Origin of the sequence: Nostoc sp. UHCC 0302 (genome assembly GCF_038096175.1) — a bacterium.
Taxonomy (GTDB): Bacteria; Cyanobacteriota; Cyanobacteriia; order Cyanobacteriales; family Nostocaceae; genus UHCC-0302.
On record NZ_CP151099.1, the window covers coordinates 3,482,753 to 3,504,856 of the forward strand.

18 protein-coding genes and 1 pseudogene are annotated in these 22,104 nt (G+C 41.8%); 10 read left to right on the forward strand and 9 right to left on the reverse strand.

What is annotated here, in order from left to right; genetic code table 11:
- Window positions 1–98 precede the first annotated feature (98 nt).
- Entirely contained in the window at window positions 99–1,922 is a 1,824-nt protein-coding gene (locus WKK05_RS15070; RefSeq protein WP_341530438.1) for an ABC transporter ATP-binding protein, read from the forward strand.
- Between the two features lie 510 nt (window positions 1,923–2,432).
- Here WKK05_RS15070 and WKK05_RS15075 read toward each other — a convergent pair.
- The 3 genes from WKK05_RS15075 to WKK05_RS15085 form a co-directional block, all read right to left on the reverse strand.
- Window positions 2,433–3,047 carry a hypothetical protein gene (locus WKK05_RS15075; RefSeq protein WP_341530439.1) on the reverse strand — a complete coding sequence of 205 codons (615 nt, stop codon included), beginning with the start codon at window positions 3,045–3,047 and terminating at the stop codon, window positions 2,433–2,435.
- A gap of 406 nt (window positions 3,048–3,453) precedes the next feature.
- Window positions 3,454–3,969 carry a rhodanese-like domain-containing protein gene (locus WKK05_RS15080; RefSeq protein ID WP_341530440.1) on the reverse strand — a complete coding sequence of 172 codons (516 nt, stop codon included), beginning with the start codon at window positions 3,967–3,969 and terminating at the stop codon, window positions 3,454–3,456.
- A gap of 257 nt (window positions 3,970–4,226) precedes the next feature.
- Window positions 4,227–6,587, reverse strand: a complete 2,361-nt coding sequence (locus WKK05_RS15085; protein WP_341530441.1) for an NACHT domain-containing NTPase — start codon at window positions 6,585–6,587, stop codon at window positions 4,227–4,229.
- A 730-nt stretch (window positions 6,588–7,317) separates the two neighbouring features.
- Here WKK05_RS15085 and WKK05_RS15090 point away from each other — a divergent pair.
- On the forward strand, window positions 7,318–8,034 hold the full coding sequence (locus tag WKK05_RS15090; RefSeq protein ID WP_341530442.1) for a response regulator transcription factor: 717 nt from the start codon (window positions 7,318–7,320) through the stop codon (window positions 8,032–8,034).
- A gap of 235 nt (window positions 8,035–8,269) precedes the next feature.
- On the opposite strand, the gene WKK05_RS15095 is transcribed toward WKK05_RS15090, so the two are convergent.
- From WKK05_RS15095 to pdxA, 3 genes and pseudogenes are all read right to left on the reverse strand, one after another.
- Complete coding sequence (locus tag WKK05_RS15095; protein ID WP_341530443.1) at window positions 8,270–8,566, reverse strand: hypothetical protein; 297 nt, start codon at window positions 8,564–8,566, stop codon at window positions 8,270–8,272.
- Window positions 8,559–8,896 (reverse strand): annotated as a pseudogene (locus WKK05_RS15100) (type II toxin-antitoxin system RelE/ParE family toxin). Before WKK05_RS15100 ends, WKK05_RS15095 begins: the two are co-directional and overlap by 8 nt.
- 102 nt (window positions 8,897–8,998) lie before the next feature.
- Window positions 8,999–10,096: a 4-hydroxythreonine-4-phosphate dehydrogenase PdxA gene (pdxA, locus tag WKK05_RS15105; protein ID WP_341530444.1), complete on the reverse strand. Its 1,098-nt coding sequence runs from the start codon at window positions 10,094–10,096 to the stop codon at window positions 8,999–9,001.
- Between the two features lie 205 nt (window positions 10,097–10,301).
- Here pdxA and WKK05_RS15110 point away from each other — a divergent pair, with 205 nt between their 5' ends.
- The 6 genes from WKK05_RS15110 to WKK05_RS15135 all read left to right on the forward strand — a co-directional run bounded on the left by WKK05_RS15110 (window position 10,302) and on the right by WKK05_RS15135 (window position 15,257).
- Window positions 10,302–10,406, forward strand: coding sequence for a PetM family cytochrome b6-f complex subunit 7 (locus tag WKK05_RS15110; protein WP_341531094.1), 105 nt, complete (start codon window positions 10,302–10,304; stop codon window positions 10,404–10,406).
- A gap of 194 nt (window positions 10,407–10,600) precedes the next feature.
- A complete protein-coding gene (locus WKK05_RS15115; protein WP_341530445.1) occupies window positions 10,601–11,596 on the forward strand; it encodes an SDR family oxidoreductase in 996 nt (331 codons plus the stop codon).
- Between the two features lie 148 nt (window positions 11,597–11,744).
- Window positions 11,745–12,662: an NAD(+) kinase gene (locus WKK05_RS15120; RefSeq protein ID WP_341530446.1), complete on the forward strand. Its 918-nt coding sequence runs from the start codon at window positions 11,745–11,747 to the stop codon at window positions 12,660–12,662.
- Window positions 12,663–13,181: 519 nt separating this feature from the next.
- Window positions 13,182–13,868 (forward strand): response regulator transcription factor NblR, encoded by a 687-nt coding sequence (locus WKK05_RS15125; protein ID WP_341530447.1) that lies wholly within the window; start codon window positions 13,182–13,184, stop codon window positions 13,866–13,868.
- A 145-nt stretch (window positions 13,869–14,013) separates the two neighbouring features.
- Window positions 14,014–14,544: a DUF192 domain-containing protein gene (locus WKK05_RS15130; protein ID WP_341530448.1), complete on the forward strand. Its 531-nt coding sequence runs from the start codon at window positions 14,014–14,016 to the stop codon at window positions 14,542–14,544.
- Between the two features lie 485 nt (window positions 14,545–15,029).
- Window positions 15,030–15,257: a DUF2949 domain-containing protein gene (locus WKK05_RS15135; RefSeq protein ID WP_341530449.1), complete on the forward strand. Its 228-nt coding sequence runs from the start codon at window positions 15,030–15,032 to the stop codon at window positions 15,255–15,257.
- Window positions 15,258–15,843: 586 nt separating this feature from the next.
- Here the strand turns inward: WKK05_RS15135 and WKK05_RS15140 are convergent.
- From WKK05_RS15140 to lpdA, 3 genes are all read right to left on the reverse strand, one after another.
- Window positions 15,844–16,095 (reverse strand): DUF5340 domain-containing protein, encoded by a 252-nt coding sequence (locus tag WKK05_RS15140; RefSeq protein ID WP_341530450.1) that lies wholly within the window; start codon window positions 16,093–16,095, stop codon window positions 15,844–15,846.
- 343 nt (window positions 16,096–16,438) lie between these two features.
- On the reverse strand, window positions 16,439–17,329 hold the full coding sequence (gene trpC / locus WKK05_RS15145; protein ID WP_341530451.1) for an indole-3-glycerol phosphate synthase TrpC: 891 nt from the start codon (window positions 17,327–17,329) through the stop codon (window positions 16,439–16,441).
- 110 nt (window positions 17,330–17,439) lie between these two features.
- Window positions 17,440–18,870, reverse strand: a complete 1,431-nt coding sequence (lpdA, locus tag WKK05_RS15150) for a dihydrolipoyl dehydrogenase (protein WP_341530452.1) — start codon at window positions 18,868–18,870, stop codon at window positions 17,440–17,442.
- Window positions 18,871–19,248: 378 nt separating this feature from the next.
- Here lpdA and WKK05_RS15155 point away from each other — a divergent pair, with 378 nt between their 5' ends.
- Window positions 19,249–21,024: an SWIM zinc finger family protein gene (locus WKK05_RS15155; protein ID WP_341530453.1), complete on the forward strand. Its 1,776-nt coding sequence runs from the start codon at window positions 19,249–19,251 to the stop codon at window positions 21,022–21,024.
- Between the two features lie 274 nt (window positions 21,025–21,298).
- Complete coding sequence (locus WKK05_RS15160; RefSeq protein ID WP_341530454.1) at window positions 21,299–22,075, forward strand: DUF928 domain-containing protein; 777 nt, start codon at window positions 21,299–21,301, stop codon at window positions 22,073–22,075.
- Window positions 22,076–22,104 lie beyond the last annotated feature (29 nt).

Consider the following 22,104-nt stretch of genomic DNA (forward strand, 5'->3'; position numbering starts at 1 on the left):
AACGAGTTGCAGTAAGAAGCCTCTAACGCCATAGGGCGGCTAGATCAGCCGTCCATTTTTATTTGTCAGAACCGTTGATTACTACAAGATAGATTTTCATGACGAAAAAGCTGAGACTTTCCAAATCTTTTCAACGTGCTGCTAATGCGCCAAACTTACCTGATACGACCTTCAGGTTTATTTGTTATTTTGTGAACCAGTTTCGCTGGTGGTATCTACTAATGGTCATTTTGGAGGCACTGCACGCAACCTCTGGCATTATGTTGCCCTATGCCATTGGCGAGATCATCCGCAGCGTGACGCGATCAACTGGCAACAATAAGCATATTTTTGATGCTATCAGCCAACCCCTGATGCTGTTCACTGCTTTGAGTGTGGGTGAAGTAGTATTTGGGCGATCAGCTGGACTCTTGCAGACTATCTTACATCCGCTCCATAGACAGCACATCGTCCGCTCTCTATATGCCTACTTGCAGCATCATTCCCATCGCTACCTGAGCAGTAGTTTTTCTGGGGCGTTGGCACATCGTATCAGCGAAACCTCTCTGGGTGTGACCCAGACGATGCAAATGATGATTACAGAATTTATGTCAGTAATTATCGTGTATATCGTTGCTACGATTTTACTGTATCGTGCCTATCCTCCGCTTGCTGCATTCGTGGGCGTGTGGGCAGTTCTCTTCATCAGTATTTCCTTCTGGCTGGCAACTCGCTGCCGAATTTACTCACGGAAAGCCGCAGCCGCCAGAAGCGAGACAACTGGCATCATTGTAGATGCGGTCACAAATCTCAGCAGTAGCCGACTGTTTGCTCGCCTGGGTTTTGAACGACATTATTTGAATGAGCAATTAAGGCACGAACTCAAACAGGTGAGGAAGTCCAACTGGTACTCGGAGCGAATTCGCTGGTTTCAGTTCATCGCAGCCGCTGTTCTGAAAATCGGCACTCTGTATTACTCACTTTCTCTCTGGAGCCAAGGAATAATCGCTACCGCTGACTTTGTTGTAGCAACTAGCCTGTCGTTGTTAATCATCAGCGAAGCTCGTAATTTAAGCCGACGCTTTCTGGAATTTTTTGAACATATTGGCAATGTTGCCAATGGTGTGTTCACAATTATTCAACCCCATGAGTTGATTGATCGGGATCAAGCGATCGCCCACTCCATCACTCAAGGTAAAATTGAGTTTCGGCAAGTCAATTTCAGTTATTCGCCTGACAAGAAAGTATTTGAAAATCTCTCTATCACCATCCAACCGGGAGAGCGTGTCGGACTGGTAGGCTTCTCAGGCTCTGGAAAATCTACCTTTGTGAATCTGATTTTACGTCTGTTTGACCGACAGTCGGGACAGATTCTCATTGATGGAGTCGATATTCAAGATATGACTCAGGATGCCCTCCACGCCCAGATCAGCTTAATTCCTCAAGATCCGTCTCTGTTTCATCGCACATTGATGGAAAATATTCGTTACGGACGTATAGATGCAACCGATGAGGAAGTAATCGAGGCGGCACGCAAGGCTTATGCTCATGATTTTATCAGCCAGATCCAAGAAGGTTATGATTCTCTGGTGGGGGAACGCGGTGTTAAACTCTCTGGAGGACAAAGACAACGGATTGCGATCGCGCGAGTTATCCTCAAAGATGCGCCAATCCTCATCTTGGATGAAGCTACCTCCAGCCTCGATTCAATTACTGAAAAAGCTATCCAAGATACTCTAGACTTGGCGATGAATGGGAAAACGGTAATTGTCGTGGCTCATAGACTGTCTACTATTGCCCATTTAGACCGGATTTTAGTATTTGATCAAGGTCGCATTGTCGAAGATGGTACTCACACCAAATTACTGGCACGTCATGGTGCTTACTACAGATTATGGAAAATGCAAGCAGGTGGATTCTTGCCTGTAGCAGCTAATAATTAAAATTAGGTCTATATGTTTGGAAGTCCCTTATAGTAAAATTTTATCTGCTATCAGTACTAAGTAGAAACTAGGCATAATGTTATTTTTCTGAGAAATGAAGGAACAGAGGGGAATGTCACTAAGAAAACGTGAAATCTCGCGCTTGGCAGGGTGTTGGGGGTAGGGTGTAGGGTGTGGTGTTTAAGACAATTAAACTTTAGTTGCGTCAAGGAGTTCAACATTTTCTTGATTTCCCAAACCTGCAACCCCACACCCCACACCCCACACCCAAAAGCCAGTTATATAAGGGGTTTACGCTTAACTTAGTGCCATTCGGAACAGAGGGGAAGTGATTGCAAGTTCTTCCCCTCTGATTCTTATGCCCCTTAAATTAAGTGGAAAAGGCGATTCCCTTGGCTTGTCCTGCGAGAGACGCGATCGCGGTTGTCCAAGTGCTACCGCTAATTAAAATCAATGCTCGGTTATGGATGAACCGAGCTTAATTAAAAAGCGCAGCGATTAATCACGATGTCAGTCGCGATTTCGGTCATAGCGGCGGTCATTATCCCGGTTATAACGGCGGTCATTGTCGCGATTGTAGCGAATACGGTCATAGCGGCGGTCATTGTCGCGATCATAGCGAATACGGTCATAACGGCGGTCATTGTCGCGATCGTAGCGAATACGGTCATAGCGGCGGTCATTATCCCGGTTATAACGGCGGTCATTGTCGCGATCGTAGCGAATACGGTCATAGCGGCGGTCATTATCCCGGTTATAACGGCGGTCATTGTCGCGATCGTAGCGAATACGGTCATAACGGCGGTCATTATCCCGGTTATAACGGCGGTCATCATCACGTCCATAACGACGGCGGTCATTGTCACGGCTGTGGTGACGGTCATGATCGCGATGATAGCTGTAACTATCTCGCTCTTGAAAAGAAGATACTAATGCATTAGCATCAGCTTTTTGAGATATGCCCAAAGCTGAAACAGATGCTATAAACCCAGCAAGAAAAACGGAGGTAAAACGGTTCATGATGTGAGTTGAGAAGTTGATAGTAATTTCTACAAGCAGAGGAAGTTTACGAAGAGAAGATTCCACAAGGCTTTGAATAAATTCTATCAATGTTCCGTAGCTCAAAAAGTTTTCTCGGTTGGGGTAAGCGCAAAAAATTTTGTTTTATATGATACTTTTTATTTATAGTTTGCTCAAATTTAGCTTTAATTTTAGCCGCAGCATCTAGGTTTGTAAGCTGCTTTCATTTCTCGTTAGCCTTTCCATAGCTTGAGATTGCGTTTCACGTCTAATAAAAATTTTATCCAGATTTGCATTGTAAGTAGAAATATTTATGGTTCCAATCCCTATTATAGGTGGGGCATAATTAACAATGGCAAAAAGGCACTCTTCAGCTACATAGAATTTTAACCTTGTTTTCTGCATAACAGCCCAAACCAATTAACAAAATAGCATTGGTTAATTACGCACTTAACAAGGATTGGAAAGTGCGTAATGCATCATGAAGGCTATTTTGTTGAGTTACTAATTCCTATTTTTGCTCAGTTTCTGAACGATTTTGTATTTCAGAGCGAGAAACTGTAGGAGTCTCTTTTCGCTGGGTTTCTAAATGATCTTGTACCCGTGATACGACATTGTACTCATCTGCACCTGCGGGGGTTCTTGATTCGATAATGCCTTCTGTCGGGCCTCCAATTGCCTTCCATGCAGCAAGACCGCCTTTTAGTTCAGATACGTGTTCAAACCCGTTAGAACGAAGTAATTGTACAGCTTGGGCTGTTTGTTCTTCATTTACACCGTAAATGTAAATATCACGGCTTTTATCTACAGAAGGAACTGCACGCTCTACCAATTCATCTACTGGCATTGGCATTGCTCCCAGGATGTGGCCTTCGTTATAAGTTTGGCGATCGCGTACATCTAGTATTGTAAAAGCTGGCTCGCCCCATTCTAGACGAGATTTAAGCACATGAACATCAGATTGTGCTTCTATTGGAGGCTGTTGAGGAATGATCCCACCTACTAAGTTTTCTAACTTTTTATCCATAACTATTCCTTCCTTGCTGACGGCATTAACAGCAATTTAGCTAAATATACAAATTAAACTTATCTTTCTCTGGTATGAATATTCTCAAACTCTTTCTTAAGATAGACTGGCTTATTTAATTATTTTTGCTTACTATCCGAGCTAAAATATAGCTAATTTAGCCTACAAAATATTTATTTTTTAATTTATTTATATGCAAAATTTTATTATAAATAAATTTAACTATCTGCATTAATAAGGATTATTGTATTGATTGTTTAATCCTCGTTAGTACAACAATAGCTACTGATGCTCTCAATATCGGCAATAGCGAGCAATAATGTTTCTTCTATTTCCTGTCGCACTACCGGAGTTACGTAAACAGCGCTATTTAAGCAATCTACCAGCAATTTATTGGCATTGTAATATTGCTGAAGTAATTCTTTTTGCTGTTCATTGAACTGCCAATTATAACCAATATTGCGATACTTAATCAGCACATTTCTTAATTGTTCACGCCAAGCTTTACCTTTAGCTTGCCACCACTTTCTAAGTTTTTCTTGTTCGCTATTTATATAGGGCAGTTGCTGTTTAAGCTTTTGCAGCATTTCCTTAAATTCAGGTTCAACAACAAGGTCAACAGCTTTGTAAAAAGCAATGGCAAGTGCATAGACATGGTCTATAGCAATAGCGTCGTTAGAGATATGTTCAAAGGCAAAATCAAGCTCGTTTACACATCCTAAAGTACTTGACAAAAATTCATCAAGTGCGAGATCAAGATCAAAAGCTATATTACCAACAAGAGCGAACTCAAGGTCATAACTAGGAGTATGGGCAAAGGCGCGATCGCAAACTAGGTAAAAAGCACGAACAGCTACTGCTTTGTAGCGAGTAGAAACAGAACTAGATTTTTGCTGCAACCAAGTTAGAAAAGTCTGTATTTTATCATCAAAAGCTACTTGTGAATCAATCTTTTGCTTCATTAACTGTAGCAATTTATCAGCATTGGGTGACATACTAGCAGTAAGCAAAAATACTTCCCGCCAGCGTTTTTCAGTTATATGGCTGATTAAATTACTCCAAGTTTGAGATTGAGAACTCTCAACAATTTTTTTAGCTGTGAAATATTCATAAAATGTCAAATGAGAAAATGAATATATTCTCTGTGACCTTTCTACTAATAAACCATCTTGTACCTCAATTGCTTTTAGCACTGCTTCGCTGTTTATCTGCAATTCGGTAACATTTGTATTAATATCTGGTAATGTGTATAAAAAATCAGCAATAATTTGCTGAACTTTTTCTTGTTCAAAAAAGTAATCTCCTTGCTCAAAATGAATAGTGGCAAGGTGAGCAAGTAGATTTTTTTTACTTGCCAAAGTCAAGTTATAACCGATGCGATCGCGTTTAATACCTCTAACTTCATCCCATCTAAATAACAAAATATTCAGTGCTTGCTCATATAGCTTAGCTGGATTAGAAGGAAATTCCTCCTTCACATGAAATACTAAACAAATTAAATGGAGCAGTATGGGTGTGATTGCCAATTCTCGAATGCGGTGATTTTCTGGGAGATTTAGTTGATTAATAAATAAATTCCCTATGGCTTCCGCATCTTCTTTGGATTTAAGAGCAACTGCAACAAACCAGTTTTTAACATAAACTTCAACTTGCTCTTGGTGAAAGTCTGCTAATTCAACTTCAGTAAATCCTGGAAATCTGTATTTTTGAGTAGCAATTCTACAGGTAATAACAAACTTATTCTTGTAAAAAGTCTGAGTAAACCTGCGAATTTCTATAACTACCTTATCTGTGTTTTCTGATAGTACTTCATCTAAACCATCTAATAAAATCAGCAGTTTACCCTGAGTAAGCAGGATTGTAGTTAATTTCTGCTCAACACCACAATTAAGAAATTCTTGGCTGATGTAGTTCAACAGATTGAATTCGCTGTTACCTTTGGTATCTTCAACAAATTCTTTCAGACTGATAAAAATTACTATGCGGTTTGGTTCAAACTCGCCTTTGTTGCATTCTATCGCTAGATGTTGCAAAAATGTAGTCTTACCCGATCCTGGCTTACCCAGCACCATTAGCTTAGAGTTGCGTGATACAGGCTCTAATCCAGGTAATCTTTTCTGCCTCTTGCATTCTCCAAGTTGGTTGAAGTTTAATTCAGATGTGAAGTCTTTCAACAGGTCAGAAATTTCTCGCCATTGCTGACTGGTTACCTCCTCTAAAACTTTGGTGTCGGTGTAAATATCCAGCAGTTGAACTGTATGGGCAATGTCTAGCATTTGCAAAGTGCCGCACTGGTCTTGAATTTTGTCTTGGCGCTTTTGGCGTACATCCCGCACCAGCGTATCCAGGTCAACTCTATTAAGCTGTATTTTAGCGGTTGCTTCAGACACTATATCTTCAGGTAAACCAGCAACCTTTTGCCAAGATAAACCTAGTTGTTGGCAAATTTGCACAAAACAAGTGCGAGAAACTGGCTCACCTGCGAAAAATTTGGAAACTGGTTGGCGTGTGATGCCTAAAGCTCCTGCTAACTTGTGCTGGCTCCAAGTTTTATCAGTTAACGCTGTTTTTGCTGCCCTGATGCCTTCTGGTGTTGCTCTCAGTCCTTGGCTTGTCATAGTCTCAGGCTGAAATTTGTAGTATTCTATCTGTTTAAGAGTGTAGCTACCCGTAAATACATTCCCGTAGATTCTCGTATACTCCTTCCGGATATATCTATTAAGTAAAGGAAAGTAGGGTAATACGTCTATAATCTAAATTCGATATGGTTTAGTTTGTCAGCCTTTTTAAAAATGGAATTAATCTAGGCAGCGTTTTGGGAAGTGGAGTATGGTTGCAGACGTTAAGCATTTCCCGAGTTGTAGATGTCGTTTAAGTAACTTCCCGTAGAGTAGATCAAGGTAGCACATACCATCTTTATGTAGCGATCGCTGTCGTGTCCGTGAATCTCGAACTATTTACGATTTTATTGATACTCTTCTCTGCTCTTTTTAAGTATATTTGTATACAATAATACCATTTATTCTAAAAACATACTAAACTTATACAATACTCATACATTCTTTAAGCATGATGATGGCTGAACTTTTCCTAAACTTCATGGAAAATTAGGTGTACACAAGTACTACAGTAGCGGTTACCTTCTCCTAAAGGAGACGCGAATGCTAATAGCACTGCGCGTTCGCGTAAAGCCTGTGGGTATAGCTGTTCTTGCCGCCTTAGTCTCCGAAAGGCTTAAGATTCAGCGCCATCGTACTCAGATAAGAGGGGGTAAATACACTCTCAACACAAATACATAAAACGAAACTGTCGTAACAGCAAATTGCCAAATCAATAATAGGCTGCACTATGGTTATAGTTCCTGCTACTAGTCCCAAGATTATGATCGTCGATGACGATTTCGGCGTCCGAAATCTTGTTTATCGTTTTTTAAGTCGAAAATATCAAATAGAGTCAGCAGCAGACGGTAAGACTGCCCTGTCTTTGTTTGAACAATTCAACCCAGCCTTAGTAATTCTGGATTGGAATTTGCCAGATGTGAATGGTTATAGTCTTTGCCAGGAAATGCAGAGCCGCACTAATGTTTTAGTGATGATGCTGACCAGCCGGACTGACGAAGCTGATAAAATTAGGATTCTCGCCGCAGGTGCTGATGATTTTATGACTAAACCATTTAGTCTTGCGGAAGTGGAAGTCCGAGTAGAAGCCCTTTTGAGGCGTATACGTTATATCAACCCTTCTCCAACACAACGAATTGTTTTCAAGCAGCTAGCAATTAACCCAGAAGGTCGAGAGGTAACACTTAACGATAAGCCTCTAACTTTAACAGCCTTAGAGTTTAATATTTTACATTTTTTAGCAAGCCATCCAGGTCAAGCTTGGAGCCGCCCACAGTTAATCCAAAAAATTTGGGGTTGCGACTATGTAGGAGATGGGCGAGTAGTTGACGTACATATTGGTCAACTTCGCAAGAAGATGGAAGTTGATTCGAGTGTACCAGAGTTTATTAAAACTGTGCGGGGCTATGGTTACAAGTTTGAACCACCTGAAAACACCAAAGCGTGAACTCAAAATATTAGGAGTAGTTTATAAAAACATTAGCTCAGAAATCTGATAATTAATTTTATCGCTTAAAAGTTGAGCTAGATACCTGAGTTACCTAAATACTTTTACTGAGGCTTGACTAGATAACCCTGGATTAATTGGAGATATTAATACCAAACTGATTCGGTAACTGTGTGTTTGCTTAAGCCTCAGATAGTTATTTTAGAATGGCAGCAGAAGTTACAGAAGTACAACCTCAAGCTGACTTAACTGTCACTGCTAGCTGCAAACCCAATACATCTAGTAAACTACTCAGACAATAAAATTCAATTTCTCCTTTTTCCAATAGCATCTGATCAAGTTTTTCGTAGCGTTGCTTAACTTGTGCTGAAAGCTGTTCAATTCCGCCCTGCGCCTCAATTACATTTTTGAGGGCTTTACTTAACATTCTAGGGTCACCCTCTTCTAGAACGGCTTCAATATAAAATGCTGCTTCTAATGGATCTTTGAGGCCTTCAATTAGTTCTGTGTGATAACTTGCACTTTTAGGCATCGTCTCTATTCCTATAATCTTGCCAATATTCTTTAGCTTGATTGATATCGTATTCTTGAGTATTTTTATCGCCACCACATAAAAGAAGAATAATTGTTTTCCCTTCTTGTGCAAAGTACAGGCGGTAACCAGAACCATAGTTAATTCTGAGTTCAAAAACACCATCTCCAAGCGACTTATAGTCTCCTAAATTACCATCTTCAACTCGTCAAGCCTTGCTCTAATTTTAGCCTTTATTTTTTTATCTCGTAGCGAATTAAACCACTCATCAAAAGGACTTCTCCCATTTGTTGTGAGATAATTTTTGATTTCCCTTGGTTGCGCTTCCATAGTCTTTTACACAAGTTTCTTAGATATAGATATCTAATTGGCTTAGGGAAGCATAATAATAAGAACTCATGTAAAATGAGGAATTAGAAAACATGAAGTTTTTCAGCATTTATCCTTCTTCGCCGCAAACCTTTGACTAACCAATTCAGCCGCTAAATATATCGCTGCTTCCATACTTGTAGCATCGGCAATTCCCTTACCCGCAATATCAAAAGCTGTTCCATGATCTGGCGAAGTCCGCACGAAAGGCAGACCGATAGAAGTATTAACTGCTCGGTCAAAGGCCATTAATTTCACAGGAATTAAACCTTGGTCGTGATAAAGTGCTAGGTAAGCATCAGCCGGATTTTGTGTCACAGAATTTCCGTACCAAGCTTGACCAGGTTTAACCCACATCGTATCTGGTGGTATCGGGCCATCTAGCTGTAATTGTGGGCGATTTTGCCGCTCTTGCTCTATCCAGGGAATTAACCAATCTTGTTCTTCATTTCCCAGTTGTCCCTGTTCGCCACTGTGGGGATTTAAACCTGCGATCGCAATCTTCGCTTTCTCTATTCCAAAATCTCTTTGCAAACACTCCACCAGCAAATCAAGTTTCTTTGTCAGTAACTGCGGTGTTAGTGTATCAGCTACTTGACGTAATGGAATATGTGTGGTAACAAGTAAAGCGCGAAGTATCCAACCAGTGTAGGGCGATCGCGCGACAAATAACATCCCAAAGCGGTCAACACCTGACTTTTGTGCCAAAAGTTCCGTTTGCCCTGGATAATTGTAACCTGCGGCTTTCCAGGCAGATTTAGCGATGGGGCCTGTAACAATAGCGTCAAATTTTCCGGCCAGTGTATGAGCGATCGCATATTCCATATAAGCAAAGCTAGCCGCACCACTCGCTGCATTACCAACTCCTGTGATAATTTGAGTTGCAATCTCCTCATCCAACGGCACATCAATAACTGACAACTGCTCTGGATTTGCCAAAGGAGCTAAATTTCCAATTAAATTTAGTTTGTGATAAGTCTGTACCAGTAAATTGCGGTTACCCACCACTGTTACATCACAAATTTGACTAACTTCTGGATCTGCTAAAGCTTTTAAAATCACCTCCGGCCCAATTCCTGCCGGATCTCCCAGCGTCAGCGCTAAACGCGGGCGATTTTCTTGACAAAAGTTTACTAAATTAGCTTGATTAATTTCATACATAAACTCTCTTCTTCATTTTCATCAAGTTTTACGGATCTCCCACTCCCCCACTCTCCCACTCTTACCCGTTCCCCGCCAAACCAGTAGGGATTACTTGCTAAACTAGTTTAGAATTATTTACACAGGTCTAATCCTACAGCAACTATTAAAAAGCTTTGGTAGACCTATGTTTACACAAACTAATTTGCAAAGGAGAATCACACCAATGGGCGGCGAAATTTTGAATGCAGGTCTGTTGTCCTTCGGTTTAATCTTTGTGGGCTGGGGTTTAGGCGCTTTGTTACTAAAAATACAAGGTGGAGAAGAATAATCCTCCTAGCAATCTGCATTTTGAGAGGTGAGAAACTTTACCTTTCTCGAAAAATAGCTTGTCCGGCAACCGGACAAAGCTTTTTTCGTAAGTTTCATCTCAGTCGCTTTCTTAAAAAAGATGTAAACTTTTGTTTGCATAGACTATTCTGATAAGATTCTTTTCATAAAACATTAAGATTTATAACAACCCTCATGACATTATTAATCGTCGGTGCCACTGGCACCTTAGGAAGACAAGTGGCTCGTCGTGCTATCGATGAGGGGTATAAAGTACGCTGTCTTGTGCGGAGCAGCAAAAAAGCAGCTTTTCTCAAAGAATGGGGGGCAGAACTCGTAGGGGGAAATTTGCGTTATCCCCAAACTCTAGCGGAAGCATTAGAAGGTGTAACCGCAGTCATTGATGCTGCAACATCTCGTCCTACAGATTCTTTGAGTATTAGACAGGTCGATTGGGATGGCAAAGTAGCATTGATTCAAGCCGCAAAAGCAGCGGGAGTAGAGCGTTTTATTTTCTTTTCGATTCTGGATGCTGAAAAATACCCAGAAGTGCCATTGATGGAAATTAAGCGGTGTACAGAACTCTTCCTAGCTGAATCTGGCTTAAATTACACCATTTTACGGTTAGCTGGCTTTATGCAAGGGTTAATCGGTCAATACGGGATTCCCATTTTAGAGAATCAGCCAGTTTGGGTGACTGGTGATTCTTCTCCTATCGCCTACATGGACACTCAAGATATTGCTAAGTTTGCTATCCGCGCCTTGAGTGTGCCAGCAACAGAAAACCAAGCTTTCCCTGTAGTGGGTACTCGTGCGTGGAGTGCAGAAGAAATCATTAGCTTGTGCGAACGTTTATCTGGCAAAGAAGCTAGAGTAACGCGGATGCCAATAAATTTACTACGTGCCGTGCAGCGCTTCATGCGGTTCTTTCAGTGGGGATGGAACGTAGCAGACAGACTGGCGTTTACAGAAGTACTGGCCAGTGGTAGGCCGTTAAATGCCTCAATGGATGAGGTATACACAGTCTTTGGATTAGACCAACAACAAACTGCAACCGTAGAAAGCTATCTACAAGAGTACTTCAGCCGAATTATGAAGAAGCTCAAAGAGTTAGATTATGAGAAAAATAAAACCAAAAAGCAGAAATCGAAGAAGACTCCTTTCAAAAAAGTTAATAGTAATAGTCAATAGTCAAGAGTTAAGAGTCAATAGTCAAGAGTCAATATTTTGACTTAGGACTCTGGACTTTTGACTTTTGACTTGAGATTAATGACTACATTGTCAAAATGTGTAAGGATTACATAAGACAGAGCATCGCCTAAACTTTGGATATTTGAATGTGCCGAAAGCAGGCATTATATACAATGACGTTAAACCGATAGCGAGTCGTATCGCTATCGAATTGAAAGACAAGCTAACCGCTGCCGGTTGGAATGTATGTGTAACTTCGAGTATCGGTGGAATATTGGGCTACTCTAACCCTGAGAGTCCTGTATGCCACACCCCAATTGACGGTCTGATGCCCCCTGGTTTTGACCCAGACATGGAATTTGCAATCGTGTTAGGGGGGGATGGCACTGTTTTAGCAGCGTCGCGTCAGGTCGCACCCTGTGGTATACCGTTGTTAGCGGTGAACACTGGTCATATGGGATTTTTGACAGAAGCTTACCTAAACCAATTACCGCAGGCAATAGAACAGGTAATGTCGGGTAAGTATGAAATTGAAGAACGAGCGATGCTCACCGTCAAAGTATTTCGAGGAGAATCGGTGCTGTGGGAAGCCCTCTGCTTGAATGAAATGGTGCTGCATCGAGAACCATTGACTTCTATGTGCCATTTTGAAATTGCCATAGGGCGTCATGCACCAGTAGATATTGCGGCGGATGGTGTAATTGTTTCTACTCCAACTGGTTCTACAGCTTATTCACTTAGTGCTGGTGGGCCAGTAGTTACCCCTGGCGTACCCGTCTTGCAGCTAGTACCTATCTGTCCGCATTCCCTAGCTTCCAGGGCGTTGGTATTTCCAGATACTGAACCAGTCAACATCTATCCAGTCAATATTCCTCGCCTAGTGATGGTGGTAGATGGCAATGGGGGTTGCTATGTCCTGCCAGAAGATCGGGTATATTTAGAGCGATCGCAATATAGCGCCCGATTTATTCGCCTACAATCACCAGAATTTTTCCGAATTCTGCGAGAAAAGTTAGGTTGGGGCTTACCACATATTGCTAAACCGACTTCAGTAGAATTGCCGTAGGAGTCAAGTGTCAAGGGTCAAGGGTCGAATGGCACTAAGTTAAGCACAAACCCTTGATATAACTGGCTTTTGGGTGTGGGGTGTAGGGTGTAGGGTGTAGGGTGTGGGGAATTAAGAAGATGTTGAACTCCGCGGCGCAGCTAAAATTTAATTGTCTTAAACACGAACCTGCAACCCTACCCCCAACAAAGAGCCCTGACGAGGTTTTACATGAGTCTTAGTGCCATTCGGTCAAGGGTCAAAGTCATTAATTATTCTCCCCTACTCCCTACTCTCCCACTCCTGCCAATTTGGCGATTTCCTTCCAGAATTACTTGTGTAGGAATGGTATTTGGAATTAGTTATTAAAATTGCATCTCGTGAATGCGATGGTTGATACCTGAAAGTGCTAAAACATCTTATGCAGTGTACTAAGCCAGGATTGCTCCATCACTAAAAACTCGTAACTGCATTTCTAGCTAATGTACAGACTTTCGTGAGAATGTCCGTACGCTCCAAAATCCAATATCCCAAATTGTTATGACAGTTGCTCAAAGTCCCTGCGTTTTAGTGGTTGAAACTGATGAAAGCTTGGCAAATCAGCTGGCTTTCGATTTGCAAGAAGCAGGCTATGACTCGATTTTGGCCCATGATGCGACGATTGGTATGCAATACTGCCGCGATCGCCAACCTGCTTTAATTGTTTTAGACCGAATGCTCGCAGGCGAATCAGGACTCACATTATGCAAAAATATCAGAAGCACTGGTATGCGATCGCCTGTGCTGATATTAATGGCAAGGGATACAGTTGATGACCGTGTAGCTTGTCTAGAAGCTGGAGCTGATGATTACATCCTCAAGCCTTACCGCTCAGAAGACTTTTTGAAGTTGATTCGTCTCTACTTAAAACCTGATGTCGATACCACAGAGCAATTACGCTTTGCGGATCTTGTCTTAGATATAGCAACTCGCCGGGCTATACACAACGGACGAGCAATTGACTTGACAATGAAGGAATTTGAACTATTAAAATTCTTAATGGAACATCCACGTGAGGTTTTAACTCGCGAACAAATTCTTGAAAATGTTTGGGGTTACGACTTTATGGGGGAATCGAACGTAATTGAAGTATATATTCGCTACCTACGCTTGAAAATCGAAGATGAAGGTCAAAAGCGCCTAATCCAGACGGTGCGAGGTGTAGGGTATGTGTTAAGAGAATCCTAGTAAGCAATTCGGTATTCAAGTTACATATCCTTATAACTCAATACTATTGAGTAATTTATACAACAATATCACCAGCTAAAATCCGTACGCTATCTGGTTCAAATTTTGTAAAATTGAAATCTAAATTACAAAATCAAAAACCATTATGACTCGTTGGCTAGGTTTGCTCTCGATGTTACTGAGTATTGTGCTGATGGGGTGTTCTGTGCCGACAACAGCTAAAACTCCTACCTCAACGTCTGGTTCGGAAACTCCAACATCAGAGAGTTTGGGGCAGAAACTACCGATTTCTGCTAAAGCTATTGTTCCCAACCGTACAACGATTAACTTAGAAGTAGCGCGAACAGGGGAACAGCAACAGAAAGGATTGATGTATCGACCAGCTTTACCCAGTGACCGAGGGATGCTGTTTCAGTTTCCTTCAGCCCAACCAGTTAGTTTCTGGATGAAGAATGTACCTGTAGCTTTGGATATGGTATTTCTACAAAAAGGAAAAATTAAGTATATTCAGGCTTCTGCACCTCCCTGTAACAATGAGCCTTGTCCTACTTATGGGCCTAATACACCCATCGATACGGTGATTGAACTTCGGTCTGGACGAGCCGCTGAATTGAAACTAAAAGTTGGAGATACTGTCAAAATTGAGTTTTTAAACTCTAGTGCCTCACAAAAATAAGATTTGAGTAGTTTCTCATATACAACCTGTATAACCTAAATAGATGTTTTTTCTGTAAAAAATAGCACGCACTGTGGTAAAACGGTCATTTATGAGGCTACTATTTAAAAACTGTGGTAATAATATAAAATCCTACTGACTTGAAGCTAAAATTACGGCTTTAAGATTCAGCCGCAAAAATATTTCTTTGGGCGTACGTGTAAATAGTCGCCATAGGGGAGTATGGGCTATGGAATCTTTGTTACCACAGGTGTAATTAAATAAAACACTGTAGTAAAAAAGGTAAAGCCAATTTGACCAGGGAAAAATGCTGCTTAAGAACCAAACACAGAAAGCGCACTAAAATTTTTATCTATTAAGCCCTTGCGAGAACACACTCTTCAAGGCAGATGAAAAAACTGTGCTGGCTGGAGTTTATATCTAATAACAGCGCAGTGACAAATAAAATACTGGCTACTGACTAATGAAAACTGGTGAACTGATATATGACAATACACTCTACACAAGGAGGTGAGATCCAAATGTCACCATCAACATATTCTCGGTTGATTCATTTTTTACAAGAAGATTTGGCAATTTCTGCTGCATCGCTAGCGGTTGCACTTCGGCATCGAGAGCAAGATCCAGGCCCTTTACCAATGATTCTTTGGCAGTATGGGTTAATTACTCTAGACCAGTTAGAACAAATTTATGATTGGCTGGAGACAGTATAGGTATGCAATTAAAAATACCTTTAAACAAGTCGCCACTCACCCTAGCCTACCCTAACTCTACGCGAAGCCGTTCGTGTCTATTGGGCATAAGAACCTTTAAACTAAACACCTAACGTCAAACGAGTCCTACTTTGCAGTACGCGTCTTTAAAATTAAAAATAAGCAAGCGCAATCGTGTTAGCTTCTTAGCTATTAACTACTAGATGCAAATTAAAGTAAGGGCAGGTTCATGAGTAGTTCATTAGGAGAATTAAAGTATGTCCAATCTACTCTACTTTATACAAAGGTTGATAGATAATAAAATTAAGTCTGTGCTTTCTACTTATTACATACTCATCAAAAGAGCGACTTGATCAATTAAGTCGCTCTTTTGATTATTAGTCATTTATTATTAATCCTTTGTTTTCAGACTTTACTTATATAAGAGTTTTCAATTCGGTGAAGTACAGATATTTGTGGGTAGGATAGCACAGCTATCCTATCTATCCGTATACTTATAAGATTGAATGTTCAAAACAATAGCTGCTGGAACTAGAGAACTTAATCAGGGTGTCAAACTCAAATTTAAAATATTAAACTTTCTGGATTAATCAGGAACAATAACTTTGCTACTATTATGATGATTTATTGACCAACGATGGTCTACTGTGACAGAGCAAAACTGGCAAACTTCTTCTAGTCGCTTTTGTTGTACAGCAGCTTTGCGGAGAGTGATAATTAACTGATTTACTTGACGTCGTAAATCAGGATTGTCGTTAACTGCTAACATAGTTTGTCTTTCTAACAGTTGGAGTATGAGTTCGTAGTGGACAGGCGAAGGAAGAGGAATTTGCTCCATGAAGTTTAATTATGATTTCAAATTGAGGATGTTGTATTAGTTTGAGTATATCTCTTGCTAATAAATGAATTGTTACACAATAAATAACTAGTTGCTTACTGCTTTAATTTACCTGGAGATAAAGATTTAGCAAAGAGTTTAGCGACGGCCTAATACTAATTCGTAATTTCTAATGACGCTGGATGATTTGCTGACGTAATTCGTAATCAAGACACATTAAAAAGACTGTAGATAGGTGCTTTCTATGATGTTCATCTTTACAAATCGTATTTTTTGAGAAAATTATAGTTGGTCAACTGCACTTTGTGCGATTACCCTGCTTTGAAGGAGCAGGGAATTTTTTTCAGAAACGCTTCGGCAATAACTGAGCGATCGCTAAATTTGGATTTGGTTGTTTTACCAAAGATTCGCCAATGAGTACAGCAGATGCACCGGCTTTCTCCACCAAACTCAAGTCATCTGGATTGTGTAGCCCTGACTCGCTAACTACTAGGATTTTTCGGTCTTGCAATTGGCTACCCCTGGTCGCTAGCAGTTGACAAGTAGTTTGCAAGTCAACAGAAAAATCTTCCAAGTTTCGATTATTAATTCCCACTAGGGAGACACCATCTAAGGCTAACACACGGTCAAGTTCTGCCAAACTGTGGACTTCAATTAAAGCTGCCATTTTCAAGTTATGAGCAATTTTGATGAAGTACTGCAAATCTTGATCGCTGAGTATAGCCGCAATCAACAAAATGGCATCTGCACCCTTAACACGTGCTAAGTACATCTGGTAAGGATAGATGATAAAATCTTTACACAGCAGCGGCAAATCTACAGCGTCGCGAACTAAGGCTAAGTTATCAAAGCTACCTTGAAAAAATTTAACATCTGTGAGTACCGAAAGACAACTAGCACCACCTTCTTGATAAGACAAAGCGATCGCAACTGGGTCAAAATCTTCCCGTAAAATTCCTTTACTAGGTGAAGCTTTTTTGACTTCTGCAATTAACGCTGGTTTTGTTTTGCCTTGTTTTAAAGCGGCGACAAAATCACGAGTTGGCGGTGCGGAGAGTGCCTGTTTCCGCAATTGCAGCAAAGGGACTCTTTCCCGCATTTGGTCAACTTCTACTTCTTTTTGCCAGACAATTTCTTCTAAGATGTTGGTTGGCGCTGCATCAGGCACTGCAACCTGATAACGTAATACGGACACGTCAATAGCAGGATTAGGTGGACGACGACGGATTTGCATGATGGGGACTGGGGACTGAGGACTGGGGACTGGGGATTGGGGAATAGGGACTGGGGAATGGGGAATGGGGACTGAATTCTTCCCAATACCTAATACCCAATCCCTAATCCCTAATTTACGATCGCTCGTTTGTAAGCTTCATCCAGCACTTCTGAAAGTGTTGGGTGAGCGTGAACTAGATGTGCGAGGTTTTCGACAGATTGACGGTTAGCGATCGCTGCTGACGCTTCGTGGATTAAGTCTGAGGCGTGCAGTCCAAAAATGTGGACGCCCAAAACTTCACCTGTGTCTTTGCGATACACTACCTTAGCAATACCGTCGGCTTCATTTTCTGCCAACGCTTTGGAATTACCTTTGTAGTAACTCCTGCTTGTACCAATTTCAAATCCCTCAGCTTGTCCCAAATCTTTGGCGGCGGTTTCCGTTAAACCTACATAGCTGACTTCTGGGTGGGTAAACGCCGCTGCGGGGATGCTGCGATAGTCTACAACACGCTCTCTACCTACGATATTTTCCACCGCGATGATGCCTTGTGCCGAAGCTGCGTGCGCCAGCATCATCTTGCCATTGGCGTCGCCAATTGCCCACAGATGCGGCACTACTTCACCTGCTGACAGCACCGCCATTCGGTCGTCAACGGGGATAAAGTTTCGCCTATCGAGTTCGACACCTACAGACTCCAAACCAAGATTTTGTGTCGCGGGGATGCGGCCTGTCGCAACTAAGCAAGCGTCTACCTCGATGACATCTATATCTTCTTTGGTTTTGAAATCTGCCAGTTCAATCACCACAGGCGAACCAGGGATGACTTTTTTGGCATATATCCCCACTTTGGTTTCAATATCGCGGGGAGTAATCAGCACCCGTTCGGCGAGTTTGGCAATATCGCGGTCAAATCCTGGCATTAACTGATCTAGGGCTTCAATCATAGTGATTTCACAACCCAAAGCTGAGTAAATATCAGAAAATTCCAAGCCGATATAACCACTGCCAATAATTGCTACCCACTTTGGTAGTGTCTCTAACTTCACCCCTTGGTCACTGGTAAAAACAGTTTTGCCGTCTACTTCAATTCCTGGAGGAACAAAGGGAATTGAACCAGGCGAAAGAATGATGTCTTTGGCTGTGATGGTTTTTTCACCACCATCTCCAGTGACTGTGACTTTTTGTGTCCCAGCAACTTTTCCCCAACCTCTGATGATATCTACTCCTAGACGTTTGAGGCTATTGGTTAAGTCGCCTTGAATTTTCGCTACTAAATTGCCAGCATGATTAGCGATCGCTTCACGATCAAACTCTACACTACCAATTTGAATTCCCAGCGACTTCAGGTGGTGGGCATTGCGTAACTCCCGCACACGTCCAGATGCTGCCAACAGTGCCTTAGAAGGAATGCAGCCCCGATTAACGCAGGTTCCCCCCATATCAGCAGCTTCGATAATTGCTGTCTTCAGACCGGAACTTACAGCGTGTAGGGCAGCGCCATGTCCGCCTACACCAGCGCCTATAATCACTAAATCGTAATCAAAACCATGACTCACGTTAGTTTCCCCGTGTGCTTCGTCTATATATTCTCAACTTCACCAGCAACTCAGTGCAACCTTTTTAAATTTTTGCTGTTTCTAACTCCAATTATCATTCACAGTCAGCCGAGAGGGAAGAGGGGAGTGGGGGCAGGGGGCAGGGAGCAGGGGGAAGCATGAAGATTGAGGTTCAAAAGGTCAATTTTATGGGTCAGAAGGTCAACGTCGAGCTTTCAAGAAGTATCTCCCCTGCTCCCTGCTCCCCTGCTCCCTGCTCCCCTGCCCCCTGCCCCCTGCCCCTCCGCCCAGTCCCCAATTTCTTTACAGAGCGTTAGCTTAACACTAAGCTGGATTTAGAATTCATCCAGACAGAGGATTTACGCAAGCGATCGCCCGATGTCTATTCCCAATATCAGTGAGTTTACTATCCGCCGTCATGCTAACGCTAAGTCTTTCCAGCGGGGTGAGGCTTACTATGAAGCAGGTGCTGTCATTACCGTTACCCAACGTGGCCGTCTGCTTCAGGCAGAAGTAGCAGGTAGTCAAGCCAAACCCTACCGTGTCAATTTGAGTGTTGATGGTGAGGGTTTGATTAAGGCAAACTGCACCTGTGCTTATGATTTTAACGGATGGTGCAAACACGTTGTGGCAACGATGCTTGTCTTAGCGCGTCAGTCTGAGGCAGTTGAGCAACGTCCTACCCTAGAACAATTACTTAATTGTTTGGATATGATCCAAACCCAAAGGCTGCTGCAAGAGTTAGTCGCAGAATATCCGCCACTGATTGAGGTGATTGATCGCCATGTCTGCTTAATCACAAATCCTGCTGCCAAGCCAAAAGCTACAAAATCTGCACGCCAGAGTACTATTGATCCGGCTCCCTTTCGCCGACAAGTGCGACAAATTCTCCACGATGCGGTGCGCTACTTAGAAGAGGGGTATGAAGAAGATCCGATTACTGAAGAAGTACTGAATTTGGTGCAAGCTGCCGTAGATTTTAGCGAACGGGGAGAGAGTGAGAATGCGATCGCTATTTTGGAAGCAATAACCTCTACTTGTGCAGAAAATTGGGACGATGTTGCTGAGTACGGTGCTGAAAATGATGATCTTGTCTGCGAATTAAATAATGCTTGGTGTGAAGCAATTCTCACCGCCGAACTTTCCCCAGAGGAAAAAGTCGATGTCCAGGTGAATTTGGAAGCATGGCAAGATGAGTGGAATGCTGATTTTACGATGAGTCTAGAGGCTTTACAGCAGGGTTGGGATTACCCGCCACTAGTGAAAGTTCTCGCAGGTAATATTAGCGAAACGAGAATCTGGCAGGAAGAAGCACCAGACTACGCAGATGATTTAGCACTAATTCGCCTGAAAATTCTCGAACGTCAGGAACGTTACCAAGAATACTTGTATTTGGCACAAGCAGAAGAGCAGACTCAGTATTATCTCACAATGCTGGGGCGGTTAGGCAGGGTAGAAGATGCAATTGATGCTGCTCAAAGCCAGATGAAATCTATGGAAGAAGCCTTTGCCCTGGCGAAAACACTTCGGGAACAGGGAGCGTTACAGCAAGCATTACATATTGCTCAGTTAGGTTTAAAGTTACCGGGAAATTGTCAGTATGACTTAGGAAGTTGGACAAGTCATTTAGCTGAGGGGTTGGGTGACGATACAGCAACTTTACAAGCAATTGAGGCGGCTTTTCGAGCCAGTCCCTCTTTGGCTGACTACCAGAAGATAGAAGAGTTGGCTGGGGATAATTGGGAAAGTTGGAAAACAAGTTTGTTAAGAATTATCCGCGCCCATAGTGTTTGGGGAACAGAATCAGCGAAGGTGGATATTTTCTTGTATGAGGGACTAATTGATGATGCGATCGCGGTCGTCAATCAACTCAGTTCCTATCACTCAGAATTAATACATCGAGTTATGAATGCTGCAATTATTCACAATCCAGGTTGGGTGATTGCTAACGCCTGTCGCCGTGCTGAAAAAATTATGAATGCCGGTAAAGCAGAATACTATGACTTGGCGGTTGAGTGGGTGAAAAAGGCACGTGCCGCCTACTTGGAGTCTGGGAGGAAGGTTGAGTGGTTAAGCTATCGGGATAATTTGATGCAAACCCATGCCCGGAAGCGGAAATTAATGGGGATGTTCAAGCAAGTGGGTATGGAGTGAAAACAAAACAGCAGGTAAATACTTTGTGAACACTAATGTGAACACGCTTCAAACGGCTCTCGCATGAGAAGCCGAGCATACCAATAAGTTTGTCTGCATCACCGAAAGCACCAAAATGCCGTGTGTTTCATAGTAATCAATATCCTGTAGGCTAATTTTAAGTGGTAAAACTGTCATGGATTAAAAATGCAGTATTTTGCAATTTTCCTTGCAAAATGTAGGCTATTAAACCAGATATTTTCTTAAGACTCGTACCAACAAATTATTAGAGAACATGGTTAAGATAATACGCCCTTTGCAAAAATATTTGAAGAACAGGTCTAGTACATACATTGCCTTGAGCTTGTTGTTATTGATGTCTACAACAGCCTTAGCTGAGGGGAATAACAATAATTCTGACGATCCTCCACCCCAGACTACAGGAACTTCAGGCGGTTCTAGAGGATGTGAGACTGAAAGTGAGGCATTGTTAAGTAGTATTCCAAATATTATATTACTTGCACCCCCTCAAAGTTACGGTAAAACTTTGGCAAATAGCCCTACATTCGCTTGGTATGCGAAAGATAGTAGCTCCTGGCAAATGGAATTTCGCCTTTATGAGTACGACCAGGCTAATAAACAATCTAGGTTAATAAAAGAGATTAAAGATGAAAATTTTAAAAGCTCCCCAGGAATCATGGTTTTATCTCTTCCTAGTCTAGAATTGTTAGCTAATCGAAGATATCTTTGGCAAGTTGAATTGGTTTGTGATGCTAATCGTCCTTCAGGAAATCCGTTTGCGATCGCTGCGATGAAAGCCGTTCCAGTTCCAGCGAATTTGAAAAAGCAACTCTCCCGGAGCAATGATGTTTTAACCAAAGCAAATCTCTACAATGAAGCTGATTTATGGTACAACACTTTAGAAATTGCTTTAACTTCAGAAGATAAGCCAACTCTAATAGAATTAAGAAAATCTCTTCTGGAACAGGTAGCAACTGGAACTAAAACAGAATTAAGAGAACAAACTAAAGCAGCACTAACGAATAGTAAAATCCATCAATTGCAACGTTAGTGAGGAAGAAAGTTTTATAGCTGTGGGGA

Excerpts from the sequence above, each read along its gene's own strand:
- WKK05_RS15070 (WP_341530438.1), top strand. The coding sequence starts at position 99 with ATGACGAAAAAGCTGAGACTTTCCAAATCTTTTCAACGTGCTGCTAAT.
- WKK05_RS15080 (WP_341530440.1), bottom strand. The coding sequence starts at position 3,969 with ATGGATAAAAAGTTAGAAAACTTAGTAGGTGGGATCATTCCTCAACAG.
- WKK05_RS15085 (WP_341530441.1), bottom strand. The coding sequence starts at position 6,587 with ATGACAAGCCAAGGACTGAGAGCAACACCAGAAGGCATCAGGGCAGCA.
- WKK05_RS15090 (WP_341530442.1), top strand. The coding sequence starts at position 7,318 with ATGGTTATAGTTCCTGCTACTAGTCCCAAGATTATGATCGTCGATGAC.
- WKK05_RS15095 (WP_341530443.1), bottom strand. The coding sequence starts at position 8,566 with ATGCCTAAAAGTGCAAGTTATCACACAGAACTAATTGAAGGCCTCAAA.
- pdxA (WP_341530444.1), bottom strand. The coding sequence starts at position 10,096 with ATGTATGAAATTAATCAAGCTAATTTAGTAAACTTTTGTCAAGAAAAT.
- WKK05_RS15110 (WP_341531094.1), top strand. The coding sequence starts at position 10,302 with ATGGGCGGCGAAATTTTGAATGCAGGTCTGTTGTCCTTCGGTTTAATC.
- WKK05_RS15115 (WP_341530445.1), top strand. The coding sequence starts at position 10,601 with ATGACATTATTAATCGTCGGTGCCACTGGCACCTTAGGAAGACAAGTG.
- WKK05_RS15125 (WP_341530447.1), top strand. The coding sequence starts at position 13,182 with ATGACAGTTGCTCAAAGTCCCTGCGTTTTAGTGGTTGAAACTGATGAA.
- WKK05_RS15130 (WP_341530448.1), top strand. The coding sequence starts at position 14,014 with ATGACTCGTTGGCTAGGTTTGCTCTCGATGTTACTGAGTATTGTGCTG.
- WKK05_RS15135 (WP_341530449.1), top strand. The coding sequence starts at position 15,030 with ATGACAATACACTCTACACAAGGAGGTGAGATCCAAATGTCACCATCA.
- WKK05_RS15140 (WP_341530450.1), bottom strand. The coding sequence starts at position 16,095 with ATGGAGCAAATTCCTCTTCCTTCGCCTGTCCACTACGAACTCATACTC.
- trpC (WP_341530451.1), bottom strand. The coding sequence starts at position 17,329 with ATGCAAATCCGTCGTCGTCCACCTAATCCTGCTATTGACGTGTCCGTA.
- WKK05_RS15155 (WP_341530453.1), top strand. The coding sequence starts at position 19,249 with ATGTCTATTCCCAATATCAGTGAGTTTACTATCCGCCGTCATGCTAAC.
- WKK05_RS15160 (WP_341530454.1), top strand. The coding sequence starts at position 21,299 with ATGGTTAAGATAATACGCCCTTTGCAAAAATATTTGAAGAACAGGTCT.